Raw genomic sequence first — 12,620 nt, 5'->3', positions numbered from 1 at the left:
GGTAAACGCCTCTTAATTCCTTCAATCCCTATAAATGGAATATGGTATGATATATCAGGAAAATCATTTACGAATGGGAAAGGAATGATGAGATGGAAACCATCATCTGTACGACGTGTGGCGTCGAACAAATCAATCCAGAGCGCGAAACGTGTCCGATTTGCTTAGAGGAACGACAGTATGTCAATCCAACTGGTCAAACGTGGACGACGCTCGCTGCCATGCAAACGTCAGGAACGTATCAAAACGTCATTAGTGACGACGGAGCAGGCGTCTATGCGATTCAGACGACACCGGCGTTCGGTATCGGTCAGACGGCATATCTTGTCCAAGGAAAATCGTTCAACCTGTTATGGGACTGCATTACATATCTTGATTCAACAACGAAAGAGCAACTTGAAAAATTAGGCGGAATTCAGGCGATTGCTTTATCACATCCGCATTATTACGCGACACAAGTCGAATGGGCGGAGACTTTTGACGTGCCGATCTATATTCATGAAGATGATGCATCGTTCGTTACGCGACCAAGCGAACGCATCGTCTTCTGGAGTGGTGAACGCTTGGAATTGGCAGAAGATGTGATGTTACATCGCGTCGGTGGTCACTTCAAAGGAGCAGTCATCTGTGAACGAAAAGACGCATCAGCGGGTCTATTGTTGACAGGGGACATCATTCGGATCGTTGCCGATCGGGCATGGGTCAGTTTCATGTACAGCTATCCGAATGTGATTCCGCTTCCGGCAAAGACGGTCGCGCGAATGGCAGAAACGTTACGTCCGCTGCAATTTGAAAAATTATATGACGCCTTTCATCGGAAAATCGAAACCGGTGCGTCTGAAGCAGTAGCGCGCTCTGCAGAGCGGTACATTGCTGCCTTGAACGGGGACTGGTTCACGACATGAAGTCGCGCTTGATCGTCATTCGCGGGAATTCTGGTAGTGGAAAAACGACGCTTGCCAAAGGGTTACGATCGGTTTTACCGGATAGCATCTTGTTTTCACAAGATGTTATCCGCAGAGAGATGTTGAACGTAAAAGATGGACCAGGAAATCCGGCGATTCGCTGGATCGAGGAGTTGGTCGGACTTGCTGACGGACGCCACGCGACGATTCTGCTGGAAGGCATTCTTGCACAGGACTGGTACGGTGAGATGATTGACCGGTTGGAACGTCGCTTTACGTCACGGTACGCGGCGTATTATTTTGACGTCTCCTTCGAAGAAACCATTCGTCGCCATGCGATGCGCCAGCCGACGGAGTTTTCTGAGACGGATATGAAACGCTGGTGGATTGATCGGGATCACCGCCCGACGGATCGTCTGATTGCTGAGGATACATCGATAGAAGCCATGATTCAGAAAATAAAACAACAGCAAAAAGGGGAGAGCGAATGACACACTACATTTTTGACATGGATGGAACGTTGTTTCAAACGAATGCCGTGCTTGCGCATGCGCTAGAAGATGTCTTTCATGAGTTGCGTCAGACGGGGCGCTGGGAGGGAGAGACGCCAGTCGCCCTCTATCAGCAGATCATGGGCGTCTCGTTACCGGAAGTCTGGCAGACGTTACTACCGGACTTTTCAGCCACAGACCAACAGGCTGCGGATCAAAAGTTTCGACGTAGCATAGAGCAGGCAGTCAAGGCGGGGCATGGTTGCCTATATCCGGGAACGGTCGAATTGCTAAGTCGTTTAAAACAAGCGGATCACTCCGTCTATATCGCCAGTAATGGGTGGCCATCCTACTTGTCAGCGATCGTGACGACGTATGGACTCGAAGCCTATATCGATCATGTCTATAGTATCGAAGACATCCGTTTCGGTGATAAATCATCACTCGTACGGGAGATTTGTAAGACGCACGACATCTCGTCAGGCTACGTTGTCGGTGACCGCTTATCTGATTTCAAAGCGGCGCATGCGAACGGACTCGCTGCGATCGGTTGTCAGTTCGATTTTGCGCAAGAGCAGGAACTCGCAGTCGCGGACCGCGTCGTAAAAGAGTTGAGTGCTGTCTACTAAAAAGAGCCGTCTTCTGCGGAAGACGGCTCTTACTTATAGCAATTATTCTGCCCACCAGAGGGCGTCGTCTGGTTTCTTCGCAATCGACGCGACTTCTTTTTCACTCGATACAGTCGGATGCGACCCTTTCAGTGCCTTACCAGCTGTATTCTTAAAGAAGAAGAAGAACGTGACGAAGCCGATGACGCTGACTGCTGTTAGATAGAAAGCAGGAGCGAGCGGGTTTTGTGTCGTATGGACGAGCCACGTCGAAACGAGTGGCGTCGTTCCACCGAAGATTGAGACCGAGACGTTGAACGTCACGGATAGCGTCCGGTAACGGACATCCGTATAGAAGATACTCGGTAGAAGACTTGGCATCGTTCCTTCAAAGATCGCCAAGAAGAAGCCAAGGATGAAGATTCCGATCCCGACGAACAAGAGTGGTTTAAGACCAATCAAGAAGAACGACAGGATTGAAAGCAACGATAGTCCGGCTAACGCAAAAAGAACGATATTGCGATTGCCTTTTTTGTCACTAAGCTTCCCGAAGAAGTAAGCGAGCGGAATCATGATCACCATGACACCGGTGATGAGAATCGTGCTTGTCGAACTTGACATGCCGATGACTTCATCGAGGTACGATGGCATGTAGGACAAGAGCATGTAGTTCGTAATGTTGAAGAAGGCGACAGCGATGAAACAAACGATGATATCACGTTTGTGGTCACGCAGGATTTCGCGGAATGTCGCGGGTTCTTCTGTATTTTCATTGATCTCATTTTCGAAGATCGGTGATTCATCCAAGTGGCGACGTAAATAGAGACCAAATAAACCGAGTGGTGCCCCAAGAATGAAGGGAATCCGCCATCCCCAAGATGCCATTTGATCATCCGATAAGGTGACGAAAAGTGTTGTAGCAAGTAATGAGGCGAGAATATATCCACCGAGTGTACCGATTTCAAGTCCACTTCCGAGAGCACTTCGTTTGTTATCTGGTGATGACTCAGCGATGTAGACCATTGCGCCGGCATATTCACCGCCAGTCGAGAATCCTTGTAAGATCCGGGCTAACAATAACAGAATCGGTGCCCAAATTCCGATTTGATCATAGGTCGGTAATAGTCCAATGATGAGCGTCGAACCAGCCATCATAACGATTGTCGTCGTTAGGACGACCTTCCGCCCGAGTCGATCTCCAATGCGTCCAAAGACGATTCCGCCGATTGGTCGCATTAAAAAAGCGATCGCAAAGGTCGCAAACGTAAAGACGAGCTTTAGTTCATCATTTTCAACAGCGCTAAAGAAGTTTTGACTGATGATGATTGCGAGATAGGAATAAAGACCAAAATCGAACCATTCCATCGCATTCCCAATTCCGGTCGCGTAGACACTTTTTTTGGTTTGCTGCATGTCAACGACATTGACTTTTTCTTTTCTGAATTTCATAAGTTCTGTTCACTCCCTTTAATAAGTTCGTATCGTACCATAGCAGGAAATGAAGTCAAGTTGCTAATGCGCTTAACCACTTGAAAACGACTGAAAATGGCTCTGTGCCGGGAGTTGTCAAACCGTTGCTACTCTAAGGACGAACAGGGGTGTGCATTTTTTATGAAAAAAATTGAAAATTTTTTGGATGTTTTCATAAATTCGAAACAATTTTCATATGTTCTCACAACTAAAAAATCAGTAATCCGCCTTTAGGATGAGGGAAGTTAAACTATTTTTTGGTAATTTTAAAATGAAGATGGAAAGTAAAAGGAGAATACTTATGAAGAAGAAATGGATCGCCATTGTATGTCTTGGGCTCATTGTAGTCATCGGTAGTTGGTATGCTGGATTTCAAGAATCAAAAGTATCCGGTTTTCCGTTGCCGCGATTTGCTACGGCAGTTGAAAAACAAGGCGAGTGGAAAATCAAAACCCGTCTAGTCTCGGAAACTGACGGACCGGGTTTACTCTATGGGACTCGGATTCGCCAAGCCGGTTGGAAAGAATTCGATCGTGAAGGCGCAACGGCGTGGTATGAAAAAGACGGGAAAGTGATTGCCTTGACGACGTTTGATGGGGAACTGTATCTCGAAAATTCGAGTAAAGAAAAGATTCGGTTATAACACAATGAAATGAGACAACGATTGGCTTGTCTCATTACTGTAAGCACTTCAAAAGGATTGCATGGGCATAAGCTCATGCAATCCTTTTTGTTTTAATCATCTTCGGAAGAGGAGAGTTGTTTATGTGTCTTAGAATCGTAAATTTTATAGGAAATCGGAAATCGATGGTTCTTTGTTGAAATGACGCGACAGAAATAGGGCACGTCTTCTCCGTACGCTCCTAATTCCGGATAATCTTGAAAGGTAAAATCCTCATAATCTTCGGTTGAGTCGAAAATAATAGACATGGATTGTGTCTTTCCTGAGTTTTCCTCTACATAACAGTCACCTTTGATGACAGCGTAGTCCTTGAAGACGATTTGCGATAGGCTAGGGACCGTCCAGTAAAGTAGTCCAAATCCAAGTAACGTGATGAAGATGAACTGAAGTTTGTCTTTAAATGTTTCTGTCGAGTCTTTCCATGTATCAATCGTAAAGAAGATGCCACCAAAAAGTGTAATGATTCCGAGTATAAGCATTCCGTAATACAGAATGAGTTCACGATTCATTTGATTTAGCTCCGTTCTTCATAAATATAGTCCATTCGCCTGAACGACGAAATGCGAATGTTCATAATGGTATGTGATGACGGAATAGTCGAACGGACGACCGTTCGTCAAATGAAATACTGTCTCGATCGTTAATCCAGGATCGCCCTCGGTGAGATCCAGATGACGAGCCGACTCAGCGCTTAACTTCCCGACGTGCATGTACATATCCGAGAACCCAATATTCAATTGGAGTGCCGTCTCTAAGTATTCGAAGATCGACTGCTCGACGATTTCACGATTTAAGTACGGAACGATTGATTGGCGATAGTAAGACTCTTCGAGACAGAGGATCTTGCCGTCGATGTAGCGGATTCGCTTAACGTAATAAACCGTCTCACCTGCCTCTATCCCGAGATTCTTCGCGATGTTATTCGTTGCAGACATTGGTTCGAGTGCAAGAACGGTCGACTCAATCGTATGACCGACGAGATTCTGCTTGAATCCTTGGGTCGAGAACAGACGAATGTAGCCGGTGCGATTCGTCTTCCGGACAAAAATCCCGCTTCCGCGGACTTGAAAAATGATTCCTTTTCGTTCGAGTAACTCAAGTGATTTTGTCATCGTCGTCTTACTGACGGCGAACTGCCGGATCAACTCTTCAAGAATCGGTAGTTTGTCCCCTTGTTTCAACTCATGTTGTTCTATGTACCGTTCGATTTCATCAGCCGTCTGTTGGTATTTCAGCATAGGACACCTTCTTTTCTTGCGAACTTTTTCTTTCTTTAGTATAGCATAAGCCTTCTGTTGATTAATAACATGTTAAATTAAATTATTTATGTATTGATTAATTGTGCATGTACAATTAAAATGAAAGGGTATTCAAGCGTCATATTCAGGGGAGGTACACGATATGGGCAAGGTTCGCGATTATCAACAATTGGCGCATTCGATTTTAGAAGCTGTCGGGGGTGAAGACAACGTCATCAGCGCCGTCCGATGTGCCACACGACTTCGTCTTGTTTTGAAACGATCGGATTCGTCAGCTAAGGAAACAGTCAGTGCACTACCTGGCGTCATTACGGTCGTTGAGTCTGGCGGGCAGTTTCAAGTCGTCATTGGTCAACACGTCGGGGAAGTTCATCAAGAATTTTTGAAGCTTGTCGATTTGGAACAACCGGAAACGGAAGAAGCACCGAAAGGGACGGTTCTCAACCGAATCATTGCGACGATGTCAGCGGTCTTTGCACCGTTTGTCTACATCTTAGCTGCAGCGGGGATTCTGCAGGGAACTTTGATTTTGACGACGCTCGCTTTTCCGGCATTCGCGAAGACAGGTACTTATGAAGTCTTCAGCTTCATCTCATGGGCACCGTTTACGTTCTTGCCGATTTTCATTGCCATCACGGCAGCAAATCATTTTAAGGTCAATGCCTTCATTGCGGTCGCCTGTAGTGCGGCACTGGTCAGTCCAACATGGGCAGATATCGCAGCACGCATCACGGCTGGTGAATCCATCACGTTTTTAGGAATCGCATTATCCGGGACGACGTATACGTCATCGGTCTTACCGCCATTATTCCTCGTCTGGATCCTGTCTTATGTCGAGCGATTCTTGAACAAGACGATCCATGAAGTCGTCCGTCCGTTGTTCGTCCCGTTCTTCAGCATGGTGTTGATGGTGCCGCTTACGATTCTCTTGATCGGACCGATCACAACACTTGGTGCAGAGGGGATCGCAAACGGGTATAACTACTTAGCAGAGAATGCTCCTGCGGTTGCTGGTCTCATCATCGGTGGCTTCTGGCAAGTCATCGTTATCTTCGGTGTCCACTGGGGTGTCACGCCGATGGTGCTCGCAAACTTCGAACAATATGGTCGCGACTCGTTCCAGGCCTACCAAACGATTGCCGTCATCGCTCAAATCGGTGCCGTCATCGGAGTCATCTTGAAAGCACGCAACAAAGAAACGAAAAAAGTCGGGGTTTCAGCCGGACTGACAGGTATCTTCGGTATCACGGAACCGGCTATCTATGGGGTGACGCTCCGCTTTAAGAAACCGTTCATCTATGGCTGTATCTCGGGAGCAATCGGCGCTGTCACGGCGAGTTTCTTTAAACCATATTACTTTGCTTACGCCGGATTACCGGGACCATTGACGCTCGTCAACGGTATCGACTCCGACTATCCATCGTCGATCATCGGCTTATTGATCGGAACGGCGATTGCCTTGATTCTACCGATCGTCTTGATTCAAGTGTTCGGCTTCGGGGAGCAGGCTGCTCCGGTCGTAGCACCTGAAAGTACAGCGACACCAGTTGCAAAACAGGAAGTCAGCGCAACTCTGACAAACGAAGAGACGCTTCGCGCACCACTTGAAGGAAAAATCGTTGCTTTATCAGATGTACCGGATCCTGTCTTTGCTTCCGGTGCGATGGGACAAGGGGTAGCGATTCGTCCGACGAACAACCGGGTCACGGCTCCGTTTGACGGTACCGTCGTCATGGTCGCCCCGTCAGGTCACGCGATCGGATTACGCTCGACGAGTGGTGTCGAAGTCTTGATCCATGTCGGTCTTGAGACCGTGACGCTCGACGGTAAACCGTTTACGCTTCACGTCAAAGAAGGCGAATCCGTGACGACAGGCGATCTACTCGTAACGTTTGATGCGACAGCGATTGAAGCGCATGGACTTGAGACGATCACGCCAATCATTATCACGAACACGCAGAGTTATGCGCAAATCCTACCGACGGACGAGACGGTCACGACGGCAAACACACAGATCTTGACAATCATCAAGTAAGAGAAATAGAAGGAGGACATGAAGATGAAGACATTACCAAACGATTTCTTATGGGGCGGTGCGTTAGCAGCGCATCAATTCGAAGGCGGCTGGAACGCTGGTGGAAAAGGACCGAGCGTCGTCGATGTATTGACGGCAGGGGCGCACGGCGTTGCACGACGTATCACGGATCAGGTAGAGGAGAATGAATTTTATCCGAATCACGAGGCGATTGATTTTTATCACCGTTATAAAGAGGACATCGCCCTGTTTGCTGAGATGGGACTAAAGTGTCTCCGGACGTCAATCGGTTGGAGTCGGATTTTCCCGAACGGGGACGAGACAGAACCGAACGAAGAAGGACTGAAGTTCTATGATGACGTCTTCGACGAATTACTGAAATACGGCATCGAACCGATCATCACACTGTCGCACTTTGAGATGCCACTCCACCTCGCACGTGAATACGGTGGATTCCGCAACCGGAAAGTAGCGCTGTTCTTCGAAAAATTCGCGGAAGTCTGTTTCACACGTTACAAAGACAAGGTCAAGTACTGGATGACATTCAATGAAATCAACAACAAGATGGATGTCAGCAATCCATTATTCCTCTGGACGAATTCCGGTGTCCTCCTTGATCCGGAAGAGAACGCGATGGAAGTCATGTATCAAACGGGTCACCACGAGTTGCTCGCGAGTGCACTTGCCGTCGCGAAAGGGAAAGCGATCAACCCGGACTTCGAAATCGGAGCAATGGTCTCACACGTACCGATCTATCCGTACTCATCGCACCCGGAAGATATTCTGCTCGCTGAAACATCGATGCGTCAGCGCTATTTCTTCCCGGACGTCCAAGTCCGCGGCTACTACCCGTCTTATGCGTTAAATGAGTTCAAACGGGAAGGGTATGATATTCCGATCCTAGACGGTGACGCAGAAATCTTACGAAACGGAACAGTCGACTATCTTGGATTCAGTTACTATATGTCGACGACCGTCAAACATGATGCTGTCGTCAATAACACGGGAAATATCGTCAACGGTGGTCTCGCGAAAGGCGTTGAGAACCCATACATCCAGTCGAGTGATTGGGGTTGGGCGATTGATCCGGTTGGTCTGCGCTATGCGATGAATCGTCTATACGATCGTTACCAGATTCCGTTGTTCATCGTCGAAAACGGCTTTGGTGCAATCGATACGATCGAGGATGGTCAGATTCATGACACTGCGCGAATTAATTACTTGCGTGCGCATATCGAAGCATTCAAAGCAGCTGTACTCGAAGATGGAATCGAATTGATCGGTTACACGCCGTGGGGCGTCATCGACATCGTCTCCTTTACGACAGGGGAGATGAAAAAACGCTACGGCATGATCTACGTCGATCGGGATAACGAGGGTAACGGATCGATGGAACGGATGAAAAAGGATTCGTTCGATTGGTATCGTCACGTCATCGAGACGAATGGTGCTGCGTTACACGGTTCAGAGACGGCCAAATGATGAAGTAAGGGGTAACGGAAAAAATCCGTTGCCTCTTTTTTTAAAGAATTAGAATGAAAAAGAAGTGGGGTATGGCACACTAAGGAAAAAACGGAGGACCGGTAAATGATTAAAAAACGCTATGCCGATCGACGTGACTGGCGTCGCATCACACAACGACACTATGTTCATGAACAAGTAGAAAACAAAGTGTTCAAAGGACATGTGACACTCCTTCAACTGATTGAAGTCACTTCACCGTTAGACGTCCGATATGGTGACGAAACGATTCGAATCGCTGACGCTGGTTACGTCTGGGTACAACAATTCCCAAGCGATGCCCATCATGCCGTGACCTCGATGTTTGACGCCACAGGTCAGTTGGTACAAAACTATATCGATATCTGTCTTCGTACTGGAGTGGAAGACGGACGTATCTACTGGGAGGATCTGTTTCTCGATCTGATCGTTTTGCCATCGGGAGAAGTCTTGTTAGTCGATGTGGACGAACTGGAAGCAGCACGGGAGCAAGGGGACGTCTCAGAAGCGGAATACGCGCTCGCTTTAGCGGAAGCAAAACAACTGCAAAAACAACTACAAGACGGAACTTTTCCGCTCGTCGCACACGTTGAAGTAATGAAAGAACGGTTAGAATTGCAACTCAAACAGGGAACACCGCGTTGACGGGGTTCCCTGTTTTTTTAGGCATGTCGTTCTTCGTTGATCTCGTTCGTTGCGAAATACTGTTGCTTGCGCGGGAGGAGAACCAATCCAAGGAAACAGATTGTCACGATCACGAGGAGACCGGCAAATAGAATCGTACTGAAACGAATCGACCAGATGTCACCGAGCAGACCGATCGCGACGATCGCTAGAATCTGTAGCAGACTGACGCCGACACCGTATAGACTCGTAAAGCGTCCCATTAAGTGGAGTGGAATATTCGTCTGTTGGAACGTCAAGAAACCGGTTCCCGCAAATGCGTGAAAACTACCGAGCAACAAGAAACCAGTACAGACGATCGAAAACGAATTCGCATTCGCATACAGCATGTAACCGACAGCGACAAATACATAGCCGATCGTCAGCATCGTCCGAATGGAGAGGGTTTTAGCGTAGCGGGCGACGACCCAGCTGCCGGCGACGGAACCAATCCCAGTCAGACTCATCAGTAAACCATAGTCGGTTTCCGATAACCCGATGCTCCGCTGTAAAAAGACGACTTCTTGTGTATCAAGCGCAAGTGTCGCGATCATCATCAGCATCGCGAGGATATACAATCCGGTCACGTAGCGTGCGCTTTTGCTGAACTGATAGACAAGCCGCCAATCGGATATAATGTCTTGCAGCCGCATCCCTCGTTCGACCGAAGCGGTAAATCGCGGCAAGCGCATCAGTAGGACAGCTGATCCGAGAAACGAGAAGGCATTGAGCCAAATGGCAATGTCAGCAGAAGCAACATAGAGCAGTCCTCCAGCGAGAGCCGGACCAATTAAAAAAGCACCAGACGTGATCAGACTACGATAGGCATTAAACGACGCCCGATCGTTTTGAGGAACAAGCGTCGTGATGTAGGTCAACGTTGCCGGTTCAACGACCGCTTTGATGATGGCTAAGGCGATCAAATCGATGTAAAGCAACGATAGTGGTAGAAATGGCATGATACCGATTAAGAAAGCACGCAACAAATCAGTCTGAATCAATAGTTGACGTAAGTCGGATCGGTCGACCCAACTTCCCGCGAACGACTTGATGACGAGAGAGACGACCGGACTGATGATCCAAAGCGCAGCAACGGCTGACGCAGAGCCGGTCAAGCGATAGATGTATACGTTGATCGCAACGAGATAAATGAAGTCACCAAACTGTGAAATACCGAGCGCACTTAAGAGGGTTCGTTCTCGAGAAGACATGACAGCATCCTTTCTTACATCATTTTCCAATAGTATACCAGAAAATTCAGATAACGTTTTCGTATATCTCTATACTTTTTATGGAAGAGTGGGTATACTTGGAAAAAAATCAAAGGAAGAAGGGTTCAATCATGTTAACGACCATCGATTTATATCAAGCTTTGACTGTACTTGAAACGGAGCGACTCCGTTTACGACCGGTGCGCACAGAAGATGCAGCAGATATCTATGCCTACACGAAAGATGAAGAGACGGCGCGTTATGTCAGCTGGCATGCGCATAAAAGCCTCACGGACTCTGAGCATTTCGTCGAGCACATCCTTCGACAATACGAACAAGGGAATCCGGCACCTTGGGCGATTGAAGACAAAGCGAACGGACGAGTCATCGGAACGATTGATTTCATCAAAGTCTCGTTTGAGCAACAGCAAGCAGAACTCGGTTATGCGCTGTCGCGCGATTACTGGGGGAAGGGTTTGATGCCGGAAGCAGCAGCGCGTCTCGTACAGTACGGTTTTGAGACACTCGGACTCGAGCGCATTCAAGCCCGTTGTTTTGTTGCGAATGATGGATCAGCTCGTGTCATGGAAAAAATCGGTATGACATTTGAAGGAATCTCGCGGAGTGCTTTATTTGTTAAAGAGCGTTTCTGGGATTTAAAGATTTATGCGATCACGCGTAGTGATTATGAAGGGAAGTAAGAGATGGGTTCACGACTGATGCATGCTTACATCGGACAACGATTGATCACGTCATTACCGGAACTTGACCCCGCTCGATTTCTTCTCGGTGCGGTCGCTCCTGATGCACGCTATGACGAGAAGGAGCAAGCCCACTATTATACGGGTGAATTAGCGAGCGGGACACGAACAATTGACTACGAAGCATTTTGGAGAGACTCGACGTCTTGGGATCCATCTTTTCGAAGTGGCTATTACGTCCATCTGATAGCGGACGATATTTGGTTACGCGGTTTTTATATGGGGTGGTTACGACAAGCAATCATAGCCGACGCCTCGATCGGTTCAAGGTATCATGATGATTTTAGGCGGTACAATACACGCATCGCTCCGTTCGTGAACTGGAATGAACAAGCGATCAACGGAGCGCTTCATGAAGTGAGTGTACAGTCGAGGTGGAAAGCACTTCCACAATTTGTTGGCGAGGTAGAAGAGGACCAACGAACCGTTCTGCCACAAGAATATGATATCTTGTTGCCGCATCAATTGGACGGATACATCGAAACAGCGATTGAACGGTCCATCCATCACCTAGGTGAAAAAGGGCTAAAGATTAATCCGGCCAAAGAATCATCTCCGAATCATTGAAATGACCCATTTGACAATCCCGAATAATATGTAGCAGCATCCGTTCAGCAGACCAATCCACATCAGGTTAATCAGACTTTCTAAACCTTCAAACCAATCCATGACTGGTGTAACGAATAAAGCGAATACAAAAAGTACCATGACGGTCCAACTGACGGTTGGAATCAGGAAGAGAATTGTTAAGCCGGCGACTACAGCTGGTACGATTCGTTTATAGATAAGATAGATCGCTGCAACGTTCAAGAATATAATATAGATCACAAAGGCAATTGAAAATAATTGCGACATAAAATACCTCCAATTAACGATTTGATAAGGAACGCATCCACTTAAAAAAATAGGATGCGTTTTTTCTTTATTCAATTGTAAGTTGTTTCAAGAGTACTCATATACATAAGCTTAAACAAAAAGAAAATCGTTTTTTTAATTTTAATTCAAAGCAAAACACTCGGAATAAGTTTAAATCTA

At 47.2% G+C, this 12,620-nt stretch carries 14 protein-coding genes; 9 read left to right on the top strand and 5 right to left on the bottom strand.

Annotated elements, in window-relative coordinates; translation table 11 throughout:
• The first annotated feature begins 92 nt into the window (after nt 1-92).
• From N179_RS05475 to N179_RS05465, 3 genes are read left to right on the top strand one after another with little or no spacing between them, the layout of a single operon-like run.
• The gene (locus N179_RS05475; protein ID WP_075642462.1) at nt 93-905 is read left to right on the top strand and encodes an MBL fold metallo-hydrolase; all 813 of its coding nucleotides are present in this window, start codon (nt 93-95) and stop codon (nt 903-905) included.
• Complete coding sequence (locus tag N179_RS05470; protein ID WP_075642461.1) at nt 902-1,396, top strand: AAA family ATPase; 495 nt, start codon at nt 902-904, stop codon at nt 1,394-1,396. Before N179_RS05475 ends, N179_RS05470 begins: the two co-directional genes overlap by 4 nt.
• The gene (locus N179_RS05465) at nt 1,393-2,025 is read left to right on the top strand and encodes an HAD hydrolase-like protein (RefSeq protein WP_058713245.1); all 633 of its coding nucleotides are present in this window, start codon (nt 1,393-1,395) and stop codon (nt 2,023-2,025) included. The genes N179_RS05470 and N179_RS05465 overlap by 4 nt, the downstream gene beginning before the upstream one ends.
• Nucleotides 2,026-2,067: 42 nt before the next feature.
• Here N179_RS05465 and N179_RS05460 read toward each other — a convergent pair whose 3' ends face one another.
• On the bottom strand, nt 2,068-3,453 hold the full coding sequence (locus N179_RS05460; RefSeq protein ID WP_023468496.1) for an MFS transporter: 1,386 nt from the start codon (nt 3,451-3,453) through the stop codon (nt 2,068-2,070).
• A 322-nt stretch (nt 3,454-3,775) separates the two neighbouring features.
• Between N179_RS05460 and N179_RS05455 the strand changes: the two genes are divergently transcribed.
• Nucleotides 3,776-4,117: a hypothetical protein gene (locus tag N179_RS05455; protein WP_075642460.1), complete on the top strand. Its 342-nt coding sequence runs from the start codon at nt 3,776-3,778 to the stop codon at nt 4,115-4,117.
• Nucleotides 4,118-4,209: 92 nt separating this feature from the next.
• Here the strand turns inward: N179_RS05455 and N179_RS05450 are convergent, their stop codons facing one another.
• On the bottom strand, nt 4,210-4,665 hold the full coding sequence (locus tag N179_RS05450) for a hypothetical protein (protein WP_023468494.1): 456 nt from the start codon (nt 4,663-4,665) through the stop codon (nt 4,210-4,212).
• Between the two features lie 18 nt (nt 4,666-4,683).
• On the bottom strand, nt 4,684-5,394 hold the full coding sequence (locus N179_RS05445) for a GntR family transcriptional regulator (protein ID WP_075642459.1): 711 nt from the start codon (nt 5,392-5,394) through the stop codon (nt 4,684-4,686).
• 163 nt (nt 5,395-5,557) lie between these two features.
• Between N179_RS05445 and N179_RS05440 the strand changes: the two genes are divergently transcribed.
• The 3 genes from N179_RS05440 (at nt 5,558) to N179_RS05430 (ending at nt 9,595) form a co-directional block, all read left to right on the top strand.
• Nucleotides 5,558-7,450, top strand: a complete 1,893-nt coding sequence (locus tag N179_RS05440; RefSeq protein ID WP_075642458.1) for a beta-glucoside-specific PTS transporter subunit IIABC — start codon at nt 5,558-5,560, stop codon at nt 7,448-7,450.
• A 24-nt stretch (nt 7,451-7,474) separates the two neighbouring features.
• A complete protein-coding gene (gene bglA, locus N179_RS05435; RefSeq protein ID WP_075642457.1) occupies nt 7,475-8,932 on the top strand; it encodes a 6-phospho-beta-glucosidase BglA in 1,458 nt (485 codons plus the stop codon).
• Nucleotides 8,933-9,037: 105 nt separating this feature from the next.
• Complete coding sequence (locus N179_RS05430; protein WP_055968364.1) at nt 9,038-9,595, top strand: ribonuclease FAU-1 family protein; 558 nt, start codon at nt 9,038-9,040, stop codon at nt 9,593-9,595.
• 17 nt (nt 9,596-9,612) lie between these two features.
• On the opposite strand, the gene N179_RS05425 is transcribed toward N179_RS05430, so the two are convergent.
• Nucleotides 9,613-10,824, bottom strand: coding sequence for an MFS transporter (locus N179_RS05425; protein WP_075642456.1), 1,212 nt, complete (start codon nt 10,822-10,824; stop codon nt 9,613-9,615).
• 131 nt (nt 10,825-10,955) lie between these two features.
• On the opposite strand from N179_RS05425, the gene N179_RS05420 reads away from it, so the two are divergent.
• Nucleotides 10,956-11,525, top strand: coding sequence for a GNAT family N-acetyltransferase (locus tag N179_RS05420; protein ID WP_075642455.1), 570 nt, complete (start codon nt 10,956-10,958; stop codon nt 11,523-11,525).
• A 3-nt stretch (nt 11,526-11,528) separates the two neighbouring features.
• Nucleotides 11,529-12,152, top strand: coding sequence for a zinc dependent phospholipase C family protein (locus N179_RS05415; protein ID WP_075642454.1), 624 nt, complete (start codon nt 11,529-11,531; stop codon nt 12,150-12,152).
• On the opposite strand, the gene N179_RS05410 is transcribed toward N179_RS05415, so the two are convergent.
• Nucleotides 12,135-12,440, bottom strand: coding sequence for a hypothetical protein (locus N179_RS05410; protein WP_075642453.1), 306 nt, complete (start codon nt 12,438-12,440; stop codon nt 12,135-12,137). The genes N179_RS05415 and N179_RS05410 overlap by 18 nt on opposite strands.
• Nucleotides 12,441-12,620 lie beyond the last annotated feature (180 nt).

This window comes from Exiguobacterium indicum HHS 31 (assembly GCF_001939065.1).
In the GTDB taxonomy this organism is placed as follows: Bacteria; Bacillota; Bacilli; order Exiguobacteriales; family Exiguobacteriaceae; genus Exiguobacterium_A; species Exiguobacterium_A indicum.
Note: the sequence above shows the minus strand (reverse complement) of the source record. Positions and strands in the feature narration are given on the sequence as shown.

Coding starts and splice junctions, on each gene's coding strand:
- N179_RS05475 (WP_075642462.1), top strand. CDS start 93: ATGGAAACCATCATCTGTACGACGTGTGGCGTCGAACAAATCAATCCA.
- N179_RS05470 (WP_075642461.1), top strand. CDS start 902: ATGAAGTCGCGCTTGATCGTCATTCGCGGGAATTCTGGTAGTGGAAAA.
- N179_RS05465 (WP_058713245.1), top strand. CDS start 1,393: ATGACACACTACATTTTTGACATGGATGGAACGTTGTTTCAAACGAAT.
- N179_RS05460 (WP_023468496.1), bottom strand. CDS start 3,453: ATGAAATTCAGAAAAGAAAAAGTCAATGTCGTTGACATGCAGCAAACC.
- N179_RS05455 (WP_075642460.1), top strand. CDS start 3,776: ATGAAGAAGAAATGGATCGCCATTGTATGTCTTGGGCTCATTGTAGTC.
- N179_RS05450 (WP_023468494.1), bottom strand. CDS start 4,665: ATGAATCGTGAACTCATTCTGTATTACGGAATGCTTATACTCGGAATC.
- N179_RS05445 (WP_075642459.1), bottom strand. CDS start 5,394: ATGCTGAAATACCAACAGACGGCTGATGAAATCGAACGGTACATAGAA.
- N179_RS05440 (WP_075642458.1), top strand. CDS start 5,558: ATGGGCAAGGTTCGCGATTATCAACAATTGGCGCATTCGATTTTAGAA.
- bglA (WP_075642457.1), top strand. CDS start 7,475: ATGAAGACATTACCAAACGATTTCTTATGGGGCGGTGCGTTAGCAGCG.
- N179_RS05430 (WP_055968364.1), top strand. CDS start 9,038: ATGATTAAAAAACGCTATGCCGATCGACGTGACTGGCGTCGCATCACA.
- N179_RS05425 (WP_075642456.1), bottom strand. CDS start 10,824: ATGTCTTCTCGAGAACGAACCCTCTTAAGTGCGCTCGGTATTTCACAG.
- N179_RS05420 (WP_075642455.1), top strand. CDS start 10,956: ATGTTAACGACCATCGATTTATATCAAGCTTTGACTGTACTTGAAACG.
- N179_RS05415 (WP_075642454.1), top strand. CDS start 11,529: ATGGGTTCACGACTGATGCATGCTTACATCGGACAACGATTGATCACG.
- N179_RS05410 (WP_075642453.1), bottom strand. CDS start 12,440: ATGTCGCAATTATTTTCAATTGCCTTTGTGATCTATATTATATTCTTG.